The organism is Flagellimonas algicola (assembly GCF_005937185.1).
GTDB classification, from domain to species: Bacteria; Bacteroidota; Bacteroidia; order Flavobacteriales; family Flavobacteriaceae; genus Flagellimonas; species Flagellimonas algicola.
The window spans coordinates 809154-830270 of sequence record NZ_VCNI01000001.1 but is presented as its reverse complement, the minus strand read 5'-3'; the positions used below and the strand labels follow the sequence as shown (position 1 = coordinate 830270).

The 21117-nt window shown below is 42.8% G+C and carries 19 protein-coding genes; 9 read left to right on the top strand and 10 right to left on the bottom strand.

Going from position 1 to position 21117, the window contains the following annotated elements:
- Positions 1–4: 4 nt before the first annotated feature.
- On the top strand, positions 5–889 hold the full coding sequence (locus FGG15_RS03650) for a LysR family transcriptional regulator (protein ID WP_237561737.1): 885 nt from the start codon (positions 5–7) through the stop codon (positions 887–889).
- Positions 890–893: 4 nt separating this feature from the next.
- Here FGG15_RS03650 and FGG15_RS03645 read toward each other — a convergent pair whose 3' ends face one another.
- The 3 genes from FGG15_RS03645 to FGG15_RS03635 are packed head-to-tail and all read right to left on the bottom strand — an operon-like array spanning position 894 to position 4078.
- Complete coding sequence (locus tag FGG15_RS03645; RefSeq protein ID WP_138833316.1) at positions 894–1808, bottom strand: ATP-grasp domain-containing protein; 915 nt, start codon at positions 1806–1808, stop codon at positions 894–896.
- A gap of 6 nt (positions 1809–1814) precedes the next feature.
- Positions 1815–3497, bottom strand: coding sequence for a gamma-glutamyltransferase (ggt, locus tag FGG15_RS03640; RefSeq protein ID WP_138833314.1), 1683 nt, complete (start codon positions 3495–3497; stop codon positions 1815–1817).
- Positions 3485–4078 (bottom strand): acyl carrier protein phosphodiesterase, encoded by a 594-nt coding sequence (locus FGG15_RS03635; RefSeq protein ID WP_138833312.1) that lies wholly within the window; start codon positions 4076–4078, stop codon positions 3485–3487. The genes ggt and FGG15_RS03635 overlap by 13 nt, the downstream gene beginning before the upstream one ends.
- A gap of 85 nt (positions 4079–4163) precedes the next feature.
- On the opposite strand from FGG15_RS03635, the gene glmM reads away from it, so the two are divergent.
- Entirely contained in the window at positions 4164–5555 is a 1392-nt protein-coding gene (gene glmM, locus FGG15_RS03630; protein WP_138833310.1) for a phosphoglucosamine mutase, read from the top strand.
- On the opposite strand, the gene FGG15_RS03625 is transcribed toward glmM, so the two are convergent.
- The 4 genes from FGG15_RS03625 to FGG15_RS03610 form a co-directional block, all read right to left on the bottom strand.
- Positions 5552–6091: a YybH family protein gene (locus tag FGG15_RS03625; protein ID WP_138833308.1), complete on the bottom strand. Its 540-nt coding sequence runs from the start codon at positions 6089–6091 to the stop codon at positions 5552–5554. The genes glmM and FGG15_RS03625 overlap by 4 nt on opposite strands.
- A 76-nt stretch (positions 6092–6167) precedes the next feature.
- Entirely contained in the window at positions 6168–7151 is a 984-nt protein-coding gene (locus FGG15_RS03620) for a sterol desaturase family protein (RefSeq protein ID WP_138833306.1), read from the bottom strand.
- Between the two features lie 79 nt (positions 7152–7230).
- Positions 7231–8100 (bottom strand): alpha/beta fold hydrolase, encoded by an 870-nt coding sequence (locus FGG15_RS03615; RefSeq protein WP_138833304.1) that lies wholly within the window; start codon positions 8098–8100, stop codon positions 7231–7233.
- 6 nt (positions 8101–8106) lie between these two features.
- On the bottom strand, positions 8107–9003 hold the full coding sequence (locus FGG15_RS03610) for a lysophospholipid acyltransferase family protein (RefSeq protein WP_138833302.1): 897 nt from the start codon (positions 9001–9003) through the stop codon (positions 8107–8109).
- A gap of 53 nt (positions 9004–9056) precedes the next feature.
- Between FGG15_RS03610 and FGG15_RS03605 the strand changes: the two genes are divergently transcribed.
- Positions 9057–9707 carry a rhomboid family intramembrane serine protease gene (locus tag FGG15_RS03605; protein WP_138833300.1) on the top strand — a complete coding sequence of 217 codons (651 nt, stop codon included), beginning with the start codon at positions 9057–9059 and terminating at the stop codon, positions 9705–9707.
- 71 nt (positions 9708–9778) lie between these two features.
- Here the strand turns inward: FGG15_RS03605 and FGG15_RS03600 are convergent, their stop codons facing one another.
- Positions 9779–10888: a TlpA disulfide reductase family protein gene (locus tag FGG15_RS03600; protein WP_138833298.1), complete on the bottom strand. Its 1110-nt coding sequence runs from the start codon at positions 10886–10888 to the stop codon at positions 9779–9781.
- A gap of 100 nt (positions 10889–10988) precedes the next feature.
- Positions 10989–11483 carry a hypothetical protein gene (locus tag FGG15_RS03595; RefSeq protein WP_138833296.1) on the bottom strand — a complete coding sequence of 165 codons (495 nt, stop codon included), beginning with the start codon at positions 11481–11483 and terminating at the stop codon, positions 10989–10991.
- 87 nt (positions 11484–11570) lie between these two features.
- Here FGG15_RS03595 and FGG15_RS03590 point away from each other — a divergent pair, with 87 nt between their 5' ends.
- Positions 11571–14483 (top strand): FAD-binding and (Fe-S)-binding domain-containing protein, encoded by a 2913-nt coding sequence (locus FGG15_RS03590; RefSeq protein WP_138833294.1) that lies wholly within the window; start codon positions 11571–11573, stop codon positions 14481–14483.
- On the opposite strand, the gene FGG15_RS03585 is transcribed toward FGG15_RS03590, so the two are convergent.
- Complete coding sequence (locus FGG15_RS03585; RefSeq protein WP_138833292.1) at positions 14454–15374, bottom strand: UDP-2,3-diacylglucosamine diphosphatase; 921 nt, start codon at positions 15372–15374, stop codon at positions 14454–14456. The two genes, FGG15_RS03590 and FGG15_RS03585, sit on opposite strands and share 30 nt — an antisense overlap.
- Positions 15375–15569: 195 nt before the next feature.
- Between FGG15_RS03585 and aroC the strand changes: the two genes are divergently transcribed.
- From aroC to FGG15_RS03560, 5 genes are read left to right on the top strand one after another with little or no spacing between them, the layout of a single operon-like run.
- On the top strand, positions 15570–16634 hold the full coding sequence (gene aroC, locus FGG15_RS03580) for a chorismate synthase (protein WP_138833290.1): 1065 nt from the start codon (positions 15570–15572) through the stop codon (positions 16632–16634).
- Positions 16635–16691: 57 nt separating this feature from the next.
- Positions 16692–18017 (top strand): dicarboxylate/amino acid:cation symporter, encoded by a 1326-nt coding sequence (locus FGG15_RS03575; RefSeq protein ID WP_138833288.1) that lies wholly within the window; start codon positions 16692–16694, stop codon positions 18015–18017.
- An 18-nt stretch (positions 18018–18035) separates the two neighbouring features.
- Positions 18036–19067, top strand: a complete 1032-nt coding sequence (gene gshB, locus FGG15_RS03570) for a glutathione synthase (protein WP_138833286.1) — start codon at positions 18036–18038, stop codon at positions 19065–19067.
- Complete coding sequence (locus FGG15_RS03565) at positions 19060–19887, top strand: N-formylglutamate amidohydrolase (RefSeq protein WP_138833284.1); 828 nt, start codon at positions 19060–19062, stop codon at positions 19885–19887. The genes gshB and FGG15_RS03565 overlap by 8 nt, the downstream gene beginning before the upstream one ends.
- Positions 19884–21056: a flavohemoglobin expression-modulating QEGLA motif protein gene (locus FGG15_RS03560; protein ID WP_138833282.1), complete on the top strand. Its 1173-nt coding sequence runs from the start codon at positions 19884–19886 to the stop codon at positions 21054–21056. The genes FGG15_RS03565 and FGG15_RS03560 overlap by 4 nt, the downstream gene beginning before the upstream one ends.
- The last annotated feature ends 61 nt before the right edge of the window (positions 21057–21117 follow it).

The window sequence follows — 21117 nt, the reverse complement described above, 5'->3', positions numbered from 1 at the left end:
AAGTTTGACTAATCAAATTGAATTTCGACATTTGGAGTATTTCCTTGCCCTTTCCCAAACTCTTCATTATGGAAAGGCGGCAGAACGTTTGTTTATTTCACAATCCGCCCTTAGTCAACAGATACAACGCTTGGAACATCTGTTGGGCCAACCCCTTTTTGACCGAACCAACAGAAGGGTAGAGCTAAATCAAGCTGGGCAATTGTTTAAACAAGTGGCACAGCAGGTCACCAATCAAATGCACGGATCCTTGGAAAGCTGGAGATTGGCCTTGGAGGAAATAGAGGGGATGATCAGAATTGGTTTCGTGGGGTCGGCCATGCAGGAGTTTTTACCCCCGTTGATCAAGGATTTCAGTGAAAACTATCCCAAGACAAAATTTTCCTTGGATGAAATGAATAACCAACTTCAACTTCAGGCGCTGGAAACGGAGCAGTTGGATATAGGGTTTGTACGGTCCAATGAGGTTCCCCCTGGTCTCAGCTGCAAAGCGGTTTATACGGAAAATCTTTGCGTGGTATTGCCAGAGAATCACGGTATTTCAGATGCGACCTTCAAGGATATAAGTCAGTTTTCCTATGAAAACTTTATCCTGTTTCCCAATCAACAGAGCCAAATGTACTATCAGCAAATTATTAGGTTATGCCAGCACTATGGTTTTTCTCCCAGTATTTCACATCGTTCTATCCACGGCCCGACTATTTTTAAACTTGTGGAAAGTGGAATGGGAATTTCCATAGTTCCCAAGTCGTTGATGGATAACAAAAACTATGGAATTCGGTTTATTGAGCTGACCAATGTTCCCTTTGACACATCACTTTTTGCAGTTTGGAACCCAGAAAACTCTAAAAAAGGATTAAAGCATTTTTTGGAACTCCTTTTCGCCTAGGAGATCAAAAGAGCTTGTTTTTGATATGTTTGGCCAAGACAGCAGCTGCATCTGGATTATTTCTAAACCATAGTTCGGGTTCAAAAATCTCCAGTTCGGCAAGGGCAAGTTGGTCATAGTTGTCTTGGAAAATATCGACTCTGGCATACATAGGAAGCTCCGGTGCTGCGTGAACAGTTTTCAACGCAAATTGGATTTCCGCTTCACTAGGATGATATTCATGAACGCTACCACCAAAATCGTCCTGAACCCTGAAGTCCCCTGGTTTAGCTACTTTTAGAACCGCATGCGTGTATTCTCCATTGAAAACCATCAACGAGATTTCCCCTTTTGCTACAATGTTTTTTTGAAACTCCTGGAGCATCATGGCTTCATTTTTAATAAGGGAAGTAAATACCTCTTCATACTCATGAATAGTTTTGGATTCAATTTTATAGGTGTGTCTAGCTCCTCCGGAAATACATGGTTTCAGAATTAAAGTAGAACCTTGGAACCCATGGGATCTTTTTGCGAGTTCCCAGATATTCCCCAAACTACTGTTCGTTCCTTTTTCGATAAAAACAGTTTTCGGGATATGCACTCCCTCCGTTTTCAAATCCTGGAGGTAGTGTTTATCCAAGTTCCAATAGATAAGGCTTTTGCGGTTGATAAACTGGGTTTTCGTTGAAGCGTTTTCCAGCCAGTCCTCAAATTCCGTAACACGATGAATATAATCCCAAGTGGACCGAAATAATGCGAATTTGGTTGTGGACCAATCAAAATCAGGATCGTCCCAGGACTTACGAACCACATTTAAACCTTCTTTCCCCAGCGCATTCGTAACCAACTGGTCCTCCCGAACTACATTTTGGAGCAAAATCGAATCCTCTTTGGCCAAAAGGTATCCGGGTGCTGAAAGAACAACAATATCGTAGATCATCTCAAACTAGAATCCAACGGCCGTATCGTCTCCCCTGGGGTCGGCACCACCTTCCAATTTCCCATCGGGCAATACCCGAATGGCATCTACCTTTCCAATTACAGGTGTCCTGTCTTCTTTGATCACATATCCTTTGGATTTGAGCTCCTTGATCAGCTCTTCCGGAAAGCCGTTGGGTTCAAAGGTTATGAGGTCGGGCAACCATTGATGATGAAACCGTGGGACATTTACCGCCTCCTGCATGCTTAGGTTAAACTCATGCACGTTCAAAATGGTTTGTGCAACCGCTGTTATGATGGTTGATCCGCCTGGTGTTCCCACAACCATGAACAATTTCCCATCTTTTACCACAATGGTGGGGGTCATGCTGCTCAACATTCTTTTTTCGGGAGCTATGCTGTTGGCCTCCGCACCAATAAGTCCAAACATATTGGGGACTCCCGGTTTGGAACTAAAATCGTCCATTTCATTATTGAGAAAGAAGCCCAGTTCGTCCGCATAGAGTTTGGAGCCAAACCCGCCATTAAGCGTAGTTGTTGCGGATATAGCGTTGTCTTCGGCATCAATGATGGAATAATGGGTGGTTTCAGAACTTTCCACGATTTCAACTGCTCCATGACCAACATCGGCTGATAAAGTGGCCTTTTCAAAGCTGAAATCCTTCATGCGTTGCTGCAAATATTCGTTGTCCAAAAGCACATCCAAGGGGATGTCCACAAAATCGGGATCACCCAAAAAATAGTTTCTATCCGCGTAGGCCCTACGGGCTGCTTCCGTGAAAAGCTGTATGGCCTCCACTGAGTTATGCCCATATTTTCCAATGTGATGTGGCTCGATCATCTTAAAAATCTGATTGATGGTCACCCCACCACTACTAGGGGGACTCATAGAGATCATACGGAGGTCTTTGTAGTCAAAAACAACAGGGTCTCTCCATTTGGCTTCATACTTTCCAAGATCTTCCACGGTAATAAAACCTCCTTTTTCCTGGATAAAACCAGCTAACTTTTCAGCTACTTCACCTTTATAAAAACCATCTTTTCCATTTTGCATAATGATGGTCAAGGTTTTGGCCAATTCTGGATATTTTATGGTGTCTCCGGGCTTAAATTCTTGGGCAAACTTGGTGCTATCACCATTGACCGCCATAAATTTTTCACGATATCTCCCAATGCGGTCTGCTTGCTTTTCCGTTACCACAACTCCTCTTTCAGCTAGGGCAATAACTGGTTTTATCAATTCTTCCATGGGCAGGGAACCGAATTTCTCGTGCACGGCGAACACTCCGGCCACCGTTCCAGGTACACCTACGGCTGATGCACCCAAGGTGCTCATGTCCGGGATTACATTGCCCAAAGAGTCCAAATACATGTCTTTGTGGGCAGACAGAGGAGCTTTTTCCCGATAATCAATGCCACCAACTTCACCGTTACTTTTTCGATAGACCATAAATCCACCACCACCAAGATTACCGGCATAGGGATAAGCCACGGCCAGTGCCAACTCAGTGGCGACCATGGCATCGAAGACGTTTCCGCCTTTTTGCATTACTTCGGAACCAATTCGGGATGCATCTTCACGTGCGGAAACTACCATGGCTTTTTCGGTGACCAATCCAGTGGGGGCTGCGGGTTGTTGTTTACAATGGATGAAAAGTAAGAGTGGGAGCGCTAAAATTAGTCTTCGCATAGGGATTTGAATTTATGTCGGGAAAAGGTAATCAATTCTTCAAAAAAACGGGTGAATTCATCTTCAAAGGCATCGTAATGCACTTCCAAGTCCAAGATGGCAAAGTTCATGCGGGATTTGTTCTTTGTTCTACGGTTCATGCCATCCAACACCTTCGAAATACCATTTAAATCAGCATAGCTCAACAGCCAATTATCAGCAATCAAGAAGGGCATCATTCGCTGCGTAGACAGTGGAAGAATGGCATAATTGTCCTCTAGAAGGTCATAAAATCGTTCAACGTAATCCTCCAGCGGTACTTCCGAGTAATTGGCCCAGTTTTTGGCCAAAAAATGGTCGTAAAAAATGTCAACGATTACGCGACTATAGTGGCTGTAATTTTTATGCAGTCTTTTGCTACTTTCCTTAGCAATGGGATGGGCATCCGTAAATGTATCTATTTCCCGATGTAGCAAAATCCCTTTTTGGATACGCTCGGGAAAATGCTTGTATTTATTACCCCGAATATGATCCGCAAAGAAATTCCCCAAGGTAATCTCAGGGTCATCAAAGGAAAGATAAATATGGGCTAGAAAATTCACTAAAAAGTATTGAATGTGAAATTTACGAATTCGAAACACGGATTCTAAACCAGCCCTTTATATTTGCAAAAACTTTTTAACAATTATGACGCTTATCAAATCAATTTCAGGAATTCGCGGAACCATAGGGGGATCAACCGGTGACAATTTAACCCCGATTGATGCAGTTAAATTTGCTGCGGCTTATGGAACTTGGTTAAAACAATATTCCGGAAAGGATAAATTGACCGTTGTAATTGGGAGGGATGCCCGTTTATCCGGCGATATGATTCAGAATTTAGTTGTTTCTACCCTCGTGGGTCTTGGGATTGATGTGACCGATTTAGGCTTGTCTACCACACCCACCGTTGAGATAGCAGTCCCCTTGGAAAAGGCTGATGGAGGAATTATTCTGACCGCAAGTCACAACCCCAAACAATGGAATGCGTTGAAATTGTTGAACGAGAAAGGCGAGTTTTTAGATGCCGAACAAGGTGCGCGTATTTTAGAATTGGCCGAGGCTGAAGACTTTGATTTTGCAGAGGTTGATGATTTGGGAACGGTTACCAATAACGATGCCTATATCGATATCCATATTGATGAAGTACTGAACCTGTCCTTGGTGGACAAAGAGACCATCAAAAAGGGCGGATTCAAAGTAGTGGTTGATGGGGTCAATTCCACAGGTGGAATAGCCATCCCCAAACTGCTGGAAACTTTAGGGGTTGAAGTTATCAAACTCTATTGCGACCCTACAGGTCATTTTCCGCATAACCCAGAACCGCTTAAGGAGCACTTGGGGGACATCTGCGATTTGGTCGTCAAAGAGAATGCCGATTTCGGAATCGTGGTAGACCCAGATGTGGACCGTTTGGCTTTTATAAGTAATGATGGGGAAATGTTTGGAGAGGAGTACACTTTGGTTGCCTGTGCGGATTATGTGTTGGGAAAAACCAAAGGTAATACAGTTTCCAATCTATCTTCTACCAGAGCGCTCCGGGATGTTACCGAAAAACATGGAGGTTCCTATGAGGCTGCAGCCGTTGGGGAGGTCAACGTGGTGACCAAGATGAAGGCCAACAATGCCATCATTGGTGGCGAAGGCAATGGGGGAATCATTTATCCGGAAAGTCATTATGGAAGGGACGCCCTTGTGGGTACAGCTTTGTTCTTAATGTTGATGTCTGAGCGAGGAGGTACCGTAGCCGAATTGAGAGCAAGCTATCCCAGCTATTTCATGAGCAAAAAGAAAATCCAATTGACTCCTGAACTTGATGTGGATGCGCTCCTAACTGCCATGCAAGACAAGTATGAAGAGGAAGAAGTCTCTACTGTGGATGGAGTCAAAATTGACTTTGCGGAAAACTGGGTGCATCTTAGAAAATCGAATACAGAACCCATTATCCGAATCTATACGGAAGCCAAATCCCAATCCGATGCGGATGCACTTGCGGATAGGATTATAGGTGAAATCAAGGAAGTGGCAGGATTGGCCTAGGAAGGCCCATCCATCTCATAAAGGGTTTTTTGCTTGCTGAATTCAGAATCTGAGATATCGGCTTTTTTGTCAGAATCCAACCAGATTCTCCAGCCGTCATCTTCCAGTTTCAAGCCAACATTGAAATACCCGTAGCCACGAACCACCATTTCCTCGCCGTCTTTTCCCAACGAACTAAAACGGTAATAGCCGGTTTGGTATGCCATTTCCTCACTTTCATCAACAGCTGTGGATAGGATAGCAAAGGCAATGGCCACTTTGCCGCCTTTTTTCTTTACAATGTCCAGGAATTTGCCAAAATACTCAAGGTAACTTTCACCAGATTTAATCTCATTATCATCAATGGTAACCCTAACAATTTCTTGGGAGTGGACTGATTTTAGCTTGTTGGGGTTAAGTTCATTATACGATTCCATAAAAGGAATCCAAACATCCTTTTTAATGGCATCAATAATTTCAGGATTGACTGCCTTGTCTTTTTGCCCGAAGGAAATAGTAACACAAAGCAGCAGCAAGGTTGATACTAACTGTTTCATTTTTTGGTTTTTGAATTAGGTTCAATTTAGGAAACAAAACAGCGAATGTCCAAACTTTAGGAAAATTTTAAAGGAGCTATCTGTTTTTCAGATACGCTCTCCGAACCACTTTCGCAGTTTTATGCTCACCGGTATGACTCCAGCCAGGAGGCATGATCAAATACCGAAACTTATTCGTAATTCCTGGAGCCTTGGCAACATCCTTGGCCAATGCCACAATTTCTCCGAAATATACATCCATAAAATTCCCGGAATCCATTTCACGGGTTATACCATATTCAATTTGAACACTTTTTTGTTCTTCTTGATAAGTCCCAAAAACTTTGTCCCAAATATTCAGAAGATTGCAAAAGTTGGTGTCCATATACAGAGGGTTTCTTGCATGATGGACCCTATGGTGTGATGGGGTGAGCATCAGTTTGTTCAAAAACCCAAAACGGGCATCTTTTATCATGTTTTCCCCAATATGGATAAAGGCCCCATAAGTTCCATCAATAAACATCACGGTGAACAATAGTTCAGGTTGAACTCCTGCCAAAATGCAAACCGTGGTACGAATTGTATCCGCATAGGGTGCTTCCAAGAAAAAATGGGCATGTGTTACGGAAAGATTCATTTCTTCTGGAGCATGATGGGTGGAATGCAAACACCAAAAAAGCCGCACCTTATGACCTAGATAATGGTAGATGAAATGTCCAAACTCCCACACCACATAGGCATACAGAAACCAATACCAAGTGTTGGAAGTCTTAAAAGGGGCATAAGCACTGAACAGTCCAATGCAAAAGGCAACCATGGCTATAGAGATAAAACGTCCCACAAACCGATTGAAAATGTAAATGAGGAAGTTGACCTTGTATACTTTAATCTGTGGCTTTTTATAGATTAGGCCAACAACAAGCTCTAGCAACAGCAACAGTGGAATAATGGGATAAATTAGAGAGGCAATCCCGTCGTAGGTTCTAAATGCGCTATAATCACCAGATTTTAGGATTTCCAGAACTTGGGTTATTCCCAAGAAACCCAGTAGCTCTTCCAAGAGAATTGATAGTATTTCCATGAAAGAAGTATAGGGAATACGAATTGTTTTTCCATCAAATTTAGACCAACAACTTTTGGGAACTCATCAATAGAAGATTTTAATCGCTTCTTACCCAGCTGAGTAGTGCGTTTTTGACCAATTGCTCCTGGCTCCAAACAATAAAATGGTTTTCATTTTCAATGGATATGACCTTTAAACTGTCCACTTGAGTAAAGTTTTCTTGCATAAAAGTCACATTCTGATAGGGCACCAATTGGTCTTCCGTTCCATGAATGATAAGCGTTGGCGTTTTCAGATTTTGAAGTCTTGGTTTCAAGTGTTTTAGATCTTCCTTCAACATCCAAAGCTCATCATTGGAAGGTTTTAATGCCCCCGGAACCAAATATTTTAAGGGAATCCAGGTAAGGGGTTTGCGCCACTTCTCAGGCTTTTCAGCATCGGGATCCAATGCCCCGGCGAGCATAACCAGCTTGTCATATAGTTCCGGCTGTTCCAAAGCCATTTGGGTGATGAGGGGGCCTCCGTAGGAATGCCCAATCAGTGTGATAGGCTTCCCATTATCCAATTGGGACAATAATTCATTTAAAATTACTGCTTGGGGTTGGAGTGCCATACTCTTTCTAAATCCACTTTTTCCAAACCCTGGCCGATCTGGAGCAATAAGCCTGAATTGACTGGTCAAGGTAGTGTCGGAAAGGTAGGTTTTATACGCATCCCAACTACCCGGTGAACCATGCATGAAAACCAAGGTTGCTGCCTCTTTTTTTCCTGTCTGTATATAGTGTAGCTCCCTGTCTTGAATAGAAATTGTTTGTTCGGAAAATGTCGTTTTCTGTTCCTCAAAATAAACCTTGGCATCCTTGGAAGAGGTTCGCATGGTCATACAGGAATGTGCAAAAAGCAGGTAGGTAAGAGAAAAAAAACCAAGAATCTTACGTTTTAGAAACCTTTTTCTTTTGCCCGCCATTGTGTTTTAGATGTTTTTAAACTCCGAAGGCACCTTGTCCTTGTGTTTCCACCTTTTGTGGGTCCAAAAATAGAATTCGGGAGCTTCATATATGGAAGCTTCCACTTCCTTCAAGAAGGCCTTGGTCAACTCAAACTCTGGAAGTTTTTCAGGGTTTTCAGCCAATACCTTGAAAGTACCTTGATAGTGGCCTCGTTTTAACTTGGTCACCTTAAGATAAACGGCAGGGAGATTCAATTTTTTGCAAAGAAATTCGGCACCTGTATGGGCGGGAACGGTAACACCCATAAAAGGAGTCCATAGATGAGTTTTCTTGATCATGGGTGATTGATCACTCAGTATTCCATACATACTCAATTGCCCTTGCTCTTTGTTGTTGGCCACAATTTCCCTGGTGTCTTTGGTAGATATTAAGGTAGTGCCAAATTTTTGTCGGATGTCCCGAATCAATCTATCAAAATATTTGTTCCCAATTTTTTGGTATATGCCATAGCCTTTTGAAGCAATATGTTTGTCCAAGGAAATGACCCATTCCCAACTGGCGTAGTGAGGAAACATAAGCATGACGCTCAGTTTTTTTTCCTCCAATTGATGCAGTACTTCTGGATTGGTAAACGTGAACCTATTTTGAAGCTGTGCATTGGAAATGCCCATAGTCTTGATCATTTCCAGGAACATATCGCAAAGGTGCTTGTAGAATTTCTTTTCTATGGTTTTTCGTTCAAGTTCAGATGTATTGGGAAACACCAAGGCCAAATTAGCGCGTACTACTTTTTTGCGATAGCCAACCAGCCGATATAGGACAACATAGACAGCATCCGAAAGGAAATACAGTGCTTTGAAAGGAAGTCTGGAAACCAGCCAGAGTAGGGGGTAAACAAGTAAAAAAACAACCAGCTGCATACGTAATTCTTGTGCGCAAATATAGCTATATTTGAGTCCAAACCTTTTTGTTCATGCACAATTTACATGCTGTGACCATAGCTATTATGGTAGCCAATGTTTTAGTGTCCCTGAAGGGATTTAATGATGATGCTTTTTTTGATCGATATAAGTTCAGCATAGGTGGAATAAAAGCCGGACAGAAGGACAGAACAATCACTTCTGGATTCCTTCATGTGGACATGTCACATTTGTTTTTCAACATGTTCACCCTCTATTTTTTTGCCAATGTGGTCATCAACTGGTTTGGTCCCGGAAAATTCCTGATCATCTACTTTATAAGTTTGTTGGGAGGAAGTCTTTTGGCGCTTTTTTTTCATAAGAATGAACCTTACTATAGTGCGGTAGGTGCCAGCGGAGCGGTCACGGGCATTTTATATGCCGCTATTCTTCTGAATCCTGACATGCCCTTGCAATTTGTTTTTATTCCTTTTGAATTTCCGGCCTATGCCTTGGGTATTGGATATATGTTGTACTCTATTTATGGAATGAAAAGTCGAATGGGAAACATTGGTCATTCCGCACACTTTGGGGGTGCTATTGGAGGCTATGCCACTGTACTGCTTTTTAAACCTGACCTAGTGGTTACCGAAACCTTTACCGTGATTTTATTGGCCGTTCCTATCGCCATTCTTTTCGTATTGGAGAAAATGGGAAAAATATAGATGGGGTCAAGGCATAAAAAAAACCGAAGCACTAGCTTCGGCCTTTGTACTTTCTTATTTATGTGCCCAACCTAGTTCAATAACTCTGCCACTTTTTGTTCCAATGCTGGACCTCTAAGGTCTTTGGCAACAATTACCCCGTTTTCATCAATCAGAAATGCCGCCGGAATGGCATTGATGTTGTACAATCTTGCCACAGGGTCCTGAAAGCGCTTTAGGTTGGAGATATGGTTCCAAGCCAATCCGTCCGCTTCTATGGCTTTGGTCCAATCTTCGGCTCTTGTGTCCAAAGAAACTCCAATAATGTTTAATCCTTTATCGTGATATTTATTGTAAACGTTCACGATGTTTGGATTTTCCGCTCTACAAGGCCTGCACCATGCGGCCCAAAAATCCACCAAAGTCAATTTTCCTTTGATATCGCTTAGAGCCAATAAGTTTCCTTCAGGTGTGGGTGCCGAAAACTCTGGCGCAACCCCACCAATTTCCGTGCTTTTGGCATTGTCCAATTGTTCTTGAAGTTTTTTGCCCGGATTTGATGCTTTCATTTCGGGAGTCAACCCATCAAAAAGCGTTTTGACCTCATCATGTGGTATCACCTTACCCATCATAAGGTTGTTGATGATTAAAACGGAAATCAAAGCACTTGGGTTATCCTTGGCAAATTGGATATTAAAGTTCTTAACATCGTCTTGAAACTCAATATACTCCTCACGCAGGGCGGACACGGTTGCCGTGTCACGTTGTTGAGCGGCATTTCGCATATCGTTCTGCATAGACCTGGCTCTGTTGGATAGCTCTCTTGATTCATCCAAAAACGACATAAACAATTCGTTTTGGGGGGTTCCCTTTACTTTGGCGAAATTCATACTGTCCTTTTGGAATTTTACCTGAATCTTTCCGTTTTCCAAAATCAGGGGTATATTGCCCATCGCAGTTTCCAAGGTAATGTAGTGCAATTGGGGCTCGTTCTGTATTCCCGAGAAGGTGAAGGATCCATTTTCTACGGTTGCCGTATCCACATCCACCAATTTGTTAAGGGTGTCCGCAGTTTTTAGGAAAACGCGGGTACCATTGTCTAATTCACCGGTAACAGTTGCATTTAAGGTAAATCCTTCCGGATTGGAATTGCACGAAACTAGGAATGCAAGGCCCAAACCGATGGTCAATAATTTTTTCATTCTGTTAAATTTAGCCGCTAAGGTATTCAATACTTATCGCATAAAAAAGGCCCTTAACTTTTAAGAGAAGCTAAAGGCCTGTATATCCAAGAAAGTTTGACTAGAACTGGTAGCGTATACCAAGCGCTATGTCAAAATCAAAATCATTTTCAAAACCATCGTAGCCAATAAGGCCAATTTCAGGTCTAAAATCCAAGGAAAGCAGCAGTGGGATGTCAAAATTGTATTCCACGCCTATATCTCCGGCTGCAAATACAAAAAGCCCATCATTGTCATCTCCACCTGGGACGGCATCGAAATCAACACTGCCCAATCCGCCACCAACTCCGTAGTACCAGTTAAAATTTCCATCCAATTGGTGTACCCATTGGTAAACTCCGGATAATTTAAAGGCATCAAAGGCTCGGCTGTCCCTCCAACCCAAGTTAAATTCTACACGATTATATCTAGCTATCGATTTTTGATACGAAATTTCGGCTCCAAATCCATCGCTGTCACCCAAACGCAATCCTAGGGCATGCTCAGAAATGTCTTGTGCACTGACCATGGTCGTTGCAAACGCAAAAAGTCCGATAAATAATGTGGTAATCCTCATAAGTTTCTCGTTTAGTTAAAAATTAAAGATAGTTTTGTACTTCTTTTTGACATTAAAACTGAGTAGAAGACCAAAAATTGTTCCAGATTGGAAAAATCTTTATTCACAACCCTGGCCAAACAACTGGAAGGGGAACTTCAAATTGATGGTTTAAGCAGGGCACTTTATGCCACCGACGCATCGGTTTACCGGAAATTACCCTTGGCGGTAGCCTATCCAAAAACCACCAAAGACATCCAGGTTTTAATTGCTTTTGCCAACGATCACAAGGTGGGTTTGATTCCCAGGACTGCTGGCACCTCTCTTGCAGGTCAATGTGTTGGGGACGGAATCGTTTTGGATGTTTCCAAGCACTTTACCCAAATCGTTCATCTTGATCAGGATAAAAAGCAAGTCAGGGTACAACCTGGGGTGGTTAGGGACGAACTGAATCTCTACTTAAAACCATTTGGACTTTTTTTTGGCCCCAATACTTCAACATCCAACCGCTGTATGATCGGGGGCATGGTAGGGAACAATTCGTCAGGTACCACTTCCATTCAATACGGAGTTACCAGAGACAAAGTAGTTGCCATGCAATGTTTGTTGGCAGATGGCAGTGAGGTTTCTGTTTCATCCTTGGGTAAGGACGAATTCCTCCAAAAGAAACAAGAACAATCCAAAGAAGGTGAAATCTACGCATTCTTGGATACTGAACTCGGTAATGTTGAAAATCAGGAGCGCATCAGAAACGAGTTTCCTCATCCAAGTATCCATAGAAGAAATACAGGATACGCAGTGGATGAGCTTTTGAACAACAACCTTTTTGGATCGGGTTCAGAAGATTTTAATCTGAGCAAACTACTCTCCGGAAGTGAGGGGACCTTGGCGTTCACTACGGAAGTGACCTTGCAATTGGATGACCTACCACCGCCTTTTGCGGCCATGGTAGCCACACATTACCATACCTTGGAAGATTGCTTGGCCGATGTTGCCCCGGTGATGCAGCATAGCCTGCATCTTTGTGAGATGATGGACAAGGTAATTTTGGATTGTACCAAAAACAATCGCGCGCAATTGGCCAATCGCTTTTTTGTGGATGGTGATCCGGCCGGAATTTTGATGTTGGAAATCAAAGCAAATTCTGAAAAAGAATTGCAACAGCAATTGGATGCGCTGCTACAAACCATAGCGGAATCGGGATTGAGCTATGCCAGTCCTGTGCTAAAAGGAGATGATATTGCCAAGGCCATTGAACTTAGAAAAGCGGGACTAGGCCTATTGGGAAACATGGTAGGGGACAGAAAGGCTGTTGCCTGTATTGAGGATACCGCTGTGGCACTGGACGACCTAAAAGATTTTATTGGGGAGTTTACGGATATCATGAAGGGTTATGGGCAGGAGGCTGTGTATTACGCCCATGCTGGAGCCGGGGAACTGCACCTTAGACCCATATTGAACCTAAAGAAATCTGAGGATGTCAAGTTGTTTCGGTCCATTACTACGGATGTGGCCCACCTGACCAAAAAGTATAAGGGAAGCTTTAGCGGAGAACATGGGGATGGAATCGTGAGGGCCGAATTTATTCCTATGATGATCGGCGATGCGAACTATGAACTGCTGAAACGCTTGAAGTCCACCTTTGACCCGAATAACATTTTCAATCCCGGAAAGATTGTGGATGCATTCCCTATGGATGAATCCCTTCGGTATGAAGTGAATCGTGAAGAACCGGAAGTGGATACCTTAATGGATTTTTCGGATAGCGAAGGGATATTGAAAGCAGCCGAAAAATGCAACGGAAGCGGGGATTGTAGGAAGAGTCACGAGATGAAGGGTGGCATGTGCCCAAGCTACCACGCTACCAAAAATGAAAAGGACACCACCAGGGGGCGGGCCAATACCCTTCGGGAATTTTTGACCCATTCCAACAAACCCAATCGTTTTGACCATCAGGAGCTGAAGGAGGTGTTTGACCTGTGCTTGAGTTGCAAGGCTTGTGCAAGCGAATGTCCCAGTAATGTGGATGTAGCAGCTTTAAAGGCGGAGTTCTTATATCAATATCAGGAAAATAATGGGTATTCCTTCCGCAGCAAACTCTTTGCATACAATACCAAATTAACCGCTTTGGGTAGCACCTTTCCTGGTCTCACTAACGCAGTCTATAAATCCAAAATATTGGGAGGATTGTTAAAATCGGTCACTGGAGTGGCCAAGGAACGAAGCTTTCCACCCGTGCATAAAGTCAATTTTAATGGCCATCTCAATAAATTTAAGGAAGTTCAGGACAAGAATGGGAAAAAGGTGGTGCTGTACTTGGATGAGTTTACCAGATACTTGGATGTTGAGGTGGGGCAGGACGCTATTGAGTTATTGTGCAAACTGGGTTACGACGTACAGCTGCATTATGCGGAAAGTGGGAGGACCTATTTGTCCAAGGGTTTCCTAAAGCAAGCAAAAAAATTGGCTACCAAGAACCTGGAGGAATTGGAACCAATGGTTGAGGAAAATATCCCCATGGTAGGTTTGGAGCCCTCTGCCATTTTATCGTTCAGGGATGAGTACAAGCGCCTGAGCCCTCGTAAAGAGCTTCTAGAAAAACTGGCATCCAATTCCTTTTTAATTGAGGAGTTCCTGGCTTCGGAAATTGAAAACGGGGTTGTTACAGCCGATAGTTTTACCCTGGAAAAAAAGAAGGTCAAAATTCATAGTCACTGTCACCAAAAAGCACTTTCCAACCAAAAAGTGACATTTGATATCCTGAATCTCCCCAAAAACTACGAGGTTACCATAATCCCATCCGGTTGTTGTGGTATGGCGGGTTCCTTTGGGTACGAGAAAGAGCATTACAAAACCAGCATGCAAGTGGGGGAGTTAAAGTTGTTCCCCTCAATCCGAAAAAGTGAAAAAGATACTCTGATTGCCGCCAACGGTACCAGTTGCAGACATCAAATAAAGGATGGGACAGATAGGGATGCAGAACATCCAGTTTCACTCCTGCGCAAGGCCCTGATCGTCTAAATCCTTGGCTTTTTCAGGAACTTCCGTGATTTCAGGATTATCGTCCAGTTCTGAAATCTCAGCATCAACACTCTGATCTGTGATGGAAGCAATGAGCTCATTCATGTCCATGTCCTTCAAATCTTCATCTACAAAGAAAGGAGAAAGACGGTCATGGCTATAATGGTAAATCCGCCACCTTTTGAAGGAGTATTCAAGCGCGGTCAGATTTTCCACCCAATCCCCTGAGTTGAGATAGACACAGCTACCATATTTGTTTTCGTAGCGTTCCTTTTTGGGTTGGTGGATGTGTCCGCAAATTACATAGTCGTAATGGTTCTCTATAGCCAAGTCCGCAGCAGTCCGCTCAAAATTGTTGATGTATTTTACAGCACTTTTTACTCCATTTTTGATGCGTTTGGACAGGGAATACTTCTCACGGCCCATTTTGGCCAGGCACCAATTGACAAAACTATTGATCAATATCAGCAAATCGTATCCGTAGCCGCCCAATTTGGCAAGCCATTTAGCGTTTTGGATAGACATATCGAAAACATCACCGTGGAAAATCCAGGCCTTTTTGCCATCCAGATTCAATACCAGCTTGTTCGTGATTTTAAAATTCCCCATTGAAGTATCACTGAACTTACGGAGCATTTCATCATGATTTCCAGTGATATAGAAAACTTCCACTCCCTTGGACGCCATGCCAATAAGCTTTTTTAGAACTTTTAAATGCGAGGCTGGAAAATAGCGCTTGCTAAACTGCCAGATATCTATGATGTCCCCATTTAAGACTAGCTTTTTGGGTTGGATACTGTTGAGGTAGGTGATAAGTTCATCGGCATGGCAACCATAAGTGCCAAGGTGCACATCCGATATCACTGCGAGTTCAATCTTCCTTTTTTTCAATGCGGTGGAGGTTTAAGTGCAAATTAAGTTTGTGGGAATAAACTGAAAATCAATTCTAAATCAAGAATTTATGAGTATTTCGTTAAGAAAACATGAATAAGCATCCCTATCTGTTACATATAGGTTAACTGGCTAAGCTGTTTTTGATTAAGCGGAATAACAGCTACCTTTGAAGCTTTTAGATTTTTAGGATAGATGGCAGGTAATAGCTTCGGGCAACTTTTTAGACTTACAACTTTCGGTGAATCGCACGGCAAGGCGCTTGGTGGGGTAATTGATGGCTGTCCTGCGGGGATTACCTTGGATTTGGAACAAATCCAAAGTGAGCTTGATCGCAGAAAGCCTGGCCAATCGGCCATTGTCACCCAACGCAAAGAGCCGGATACCGTTGAGTTTTATTCTGGAATTTTTGAAGGAAAGACAACAGGAACTCCCATAGGTTTTGCCATCCATAACACCAACCAAAAATCGAAGGACTATTCCCATATCAAGGATTCCTATAGGCCATCCCATGCCGATTATGTGTATGACAAAAAATATGGTTTTCGGGATTATAGGGGAGGTGGTAGGAGCTCCGCCAGGGAAACTGCAAGTAGGGTGGTGGCCGGTGCCATTGCCAAGCAGCTATTAAATGGAATCAAAATAAACGCCTATGTTTCCCAAGTGGGTGAAATGACCTTGGAAAAGGATTATAAAACATTGAATTTATCCAAAATCGACTCCAATCCAGTGCGCTGTCCAGACACTGAAATGGCCAAAAAGATGGAGGAATACATCAAATCCATCAAAAAAGAGGGCGATACCATAGGTGGAATAGTGAGCTGTGTCATCCAAAATGTACCTATTGGTTTGGGAGAACCGGTATTTGATAAATTGCATGCCACTTTGGGAGCGGCTATGCTGTCCATTAATGCGGTAAAGGGTTTTGAATACGGTAGTGGTTTTGAAGGCGTAAAAATGAAAGGAAGTCAACATAACGATGCTTTCAATTCTGATGGTACCACGGCAACCAATCGCAGCGGTGGTGTCCAAGGTGGGATCAGCAATGGTATGGATATCTACTTCAATGTTGCATTCAAGCCTGTTGCAACGGTACTTCAAGCCTATGAAACCATCAACAAAGAAGGAGAAAAAGTCACTACGCAAGGCAAAGGGAGGCACGACCCTTGTGTTGTCCCACGTGCAGTGCCCATAGTTGAAGCCATGGCTGCGTTGGTTTTGGCTGATTATACGCTTTTGGCCCGTTCCAATAAAATCTAATTTTGGGGTTAGGGCAATTCCCGCCAAAATAGTATCTTACTTTCCTAAAACATACGTATGCGTAAACTAGAACTGCATTGGCAGATCCTTATTGGAATGCTTTTGGGAATAGTATTTGGATTTGTCATGACCGGGTTGGATTGGGGTAAAGACTTTGTAACCGATTGGATCCAACCGCTGGGAACCATTTTTGTAAAATTGCTTAAACTCATTGCAATACCCCTCATTATTGCATCCTTGGTCAAAGGAATTTCAGACCTGAAAGACATCTCAAAATTTAGAAATATTGGCTTGCGAACCATAGGAATTTACATTATGACAACGGTTGTGGCCATTACGATAGGATTATTGCTGGTCAATGTGCTGCAACCGGGAAATGGCATAGCAGATGAAACAGTCGCCAAACTCACAGAAACCTATGCGAGTGATGCAGGAGTGACTTCCAAAATTGAAGAAGCAACCAGACAAAAGGACAGTGGCCCGTTGCAGTTTTTGGTGGATATGGTGCCGGACAATGCCTTAAAGGCAATGAGTGAAAATGGATTGATGCTTCAGGTCATCTTTTTTACCATCTTTTTGGGTATTTCCATGCTACTAATAGGGGAACAAAGGGCCAAACCACTAAAAGACTTTTTTGATTCCCTGAACGATGTCGTACTAAAAATGGTGGATTTGATCATGCTTACAGCTCCGTATGCTGTTTTTGCGCTTCTAGCTGGAGTGGTGGTTTCCTCAAGTGATCCAGACTTATTGCTGGCGCTTCTTAAGTATGCCGGTGTTGTTGTTGGGGGGTTACTTCTTATGATCGTTTTCTACTCTATTGTGGTGTCCACCTTCACCAAAAAGAATCCATTTTGGTTCTTAAAAGAAATAAGCCCAGCGCAACTATTGGCCTTTTCTACGAGTTCCAGCGCTGCGACTTTACCGGTTACCATGGAAAGAGTAGAGGAGCATATTGGAGTGGACAAGGAAGTATCCAGTTTTGTGCTCCCGGTTGGTGCTACTATCAATATGGATGGAACCAGTTTATATCAGGGCGTAGCGGCTGTTTTTATCTCACAAGCTTTAGGGTTTGATTTAACTTTTGGAGATCAATTGACCATTGTGCTTACCGCCTTGTTGGCTTCCATTGGTTCCGCTGCGGTGCCAGGTGCCGGAATGGTCATGTTGGTCATCGTTTTGGAATCGATTGGGTTCCCTGCTGACAAACTGGCTATCGGTTTGGCCTTGATTTTTGCGGTGGATAGACCTTTGGATATGTGCCGTACCGTGGTCAATGTTACTGGCGATGCTACTGTATCTATGGTGGTGGCCAAATCTGTTGGAAAACTGGGCAAGCCCAATGTAAAAGAATGGGATGACCACTTGGATGAAGTAAGATAACTGTCAAAATAAGGTGCTATGAATATCTGTTTTTTAATGTATCCTTGGGATGAGATTGACCCGGAAAACGACACTAGTTTGGCCCTCATCCACGAATGTGTAAAACGGAAACATGGGGTCGCACTCTGTACGCCTGCCAACCTAACTATCCGAAATAGCGTTACCAGTGCTTTTTGTACAGTAATTAATCGAATGGATAAAGTGTCCAGTAATCTGAAGACGTTTTACAAACAGGCTTCTATTCGAGAAGAAATGCTTCCCTTGGCCGGGTTTGATGTGATTTTTATGCGCGCAAATCCGCCTTTGGATCCCTTAATGCTAAACTTTCTGGATTCGGTTAAGGACGATGTATTTATTATGAATTCGCTCCAAGGACTTCGCGAGGCCAATAACAAATTATATACCGCAGCCTTTGGCGATAGCCATAGTAATATTATTCCAGCTACCCATGTCTCCAAAAACAAGCGGTATCTAGTTCAACAGATCAAAGAGTCATCGGCAGACAAAATGATTTTGAAACCACTGAATGGCTTTGGCGGGTCGGGAGTCATTTTGATTGAAAAATCGGCAATGTCCAACATCAAGTCTCTTTTGGATTTTTATGTGACCAACTCCGATGGCACTTCCAACTATGTAATTCTACAAGAATATATTGAAGGAGCAGATCAAGGGGATGTTAGAGTTTTGATTTTGAATGGGGAACCTATTGGTGCCATGCGTCGCATTCCGGGATCGGATGACCACCGCTCCAATGTTTCTGCCGGAGGTTCAGTGTCCAAGCATACCTTGACCAAACAAGAAAAAGCCTTGTGCAAACAGATTGGTCCAAAACTGGTCAATGATGGACTTTATTTTGTGGGCATTGATGTGATTGGCGGTAAATTGGTGGAAGTCAATGTGATGTCTCCAGGCGGTATAACCTATATGAACAAGGTGTACAAAACCAAGATACAGTGCAAGGTCATTGATTTTGTGGAAAGTAAGGTTTTGGATAAGCTCCAAGCTTTTGACAGAAGGTCAAGATTACGAAGCGAGGTTGAAAATGCATAGGCGGACCGTTGATGATATTATACTTTTAATTGAAGGAGGTGCATGTTTTGAAGCTGTAGCCCAAGATTATTCCTTTACTATAAAAATTGACAAATACGCCCCCTTTGTTTGTGGTGCCGTACACGATGGGCATCAATTTAGACAGTCGCTTTGGGATAATTGCTTGCATACCGAATATGAACGATGGTATGAGGAGGATCCTTGTACCAGAGAAATGGTACGGACTTTTCCTATCGTTATTGCTGGCTGTGATAGCCGCTTTGAATACGACCTAAATCGCCCTCCGGAAACCGCAATTTTTGATACGGCCTGGGGCAAACAGCTATGGAAAGAGGAACTACCCAAAGAGGAAAAGGAGAAAAGCTTTGCAAAGCACCACAATTTCTATCGAGTTGTCCATGCGTTAATAGGCAAATTGGAGAAAGAGTTCCGGGACGTTATAGTTTTTGATATGCATAGCTACAACTGGAAACGTTGGGATAGGGAAGTGCCCGTTTGGAATTTGGGGACTTCTAATATTGATATGGAAAGGTATGGCTCCCTTGTGGAAAGTTGGAGGGCCAAGTTGGAATCCATGCAGTTGCCCAATGGCATCCAAACCACTGCCAAAATCAATGATACATTTTATGGAAATGGGCATTTTTTAAAATATATCACCCAAAACTTCGAAAATACCTTAGTTTTGGCGACCGAAATCTCCAAAATTTATGGTGACGAACTCACCGGGATTATTTTTCCGGAGGTGGTACGATCGGTAGAAAATCAGCTTAAGGTTTTAATACCGGAACTGGTTGAAGAATTTGAAAAAGACTCTTTATGATTGGGGCGCAGGAAATAAAACAACTGGAAAAAGAGTACAGCAATCTTTTCGAAATTGATGCAAACCTTGATCGTTTGGTACGCAGGATAGAGCTTTTGAGCTATATCAATCCTTTGAACATTGAAAAGGAAAAACAACGTTTTTTTGCTTCCAAGTTCACATCCAATCCCAATTTTAAGTATCCCAAATTAAAGTTTGACCCCTATAAGTTGCACCGATTGTTCTTTTCGCAGCGGTTGGAGCGAATCAAGGATGAGCGGATCAGACAATTGTATCAGGAGGTGATCTATCACTATTCCAACATGATCCAATGCATTGAGACCATCGGGAAAAACAAAAAGTTCTATTACAATTCCTTGCGGGTCTACGGAACTCCCACCGAAAGAGATGTTCAGAATGCAAGGTATATACTGCACTATGAAGATGAACCCACCTCTTCGGATATGGAGAAAGTATATACTGCTGGGGAGGCAAGGGCGTATTTTGAAGAGTTTTCGCACCAATATAGTTTTCCGCTAAACATTAAATTTTCTACCCATATAGCCGCTGAGGCCATGGTCAGTAATAGCTCCCAATCCCTTTTGATTCGGAAGAACATCAAATTCAGTAAAAATCAACTGCTTACATTATCTAACCATGAGATTGGAGTGCATTTGGTCACAACCTTTAATGGACTGTTGCAGCACTTAAAGATTTTCTCCAATGGTCTTCCCAAGAATGTGGAAACACAAGAGGGCTTGGCGGTGTTTAGTGAATATATGGGCGGGGCGTTGACCCTAAAACGACTGAAGGAATTGTCATATCGGGTTTTGGCGGCGGATAGTTTGATTAAGGGTTATTCATTTGCAGATACTTTCGATTTGATTCATGGGCAATACAAACTTAACAGGGACGAAGCTTTTGGAATTACCTTGCGGGCACATAGGGGAGGAGGTTTCACTAAAGATCGATTGTATTTAAGTGGGCTTCGGAAAATATACAAACGATATCAAAAGGAAGAGAGTCTGGATATTTTGCTTTCCGGAAAGGTAGCCTTGGAGGATGAGGAGATGATCAGGTATCTGAGGACTTTGGGGTTGGCCCAACCCATTTCGCACAAAAGCATATCCTTTCAGCAAAAACTGAATACCAATCCCACTTTGGATTTTATTTTGAATAACTTAAAATAATCTGGGGAAGGCATCAATGCACTTCAAAACAGCTTCTATCAAGCGACCTCTTAAACCGTAT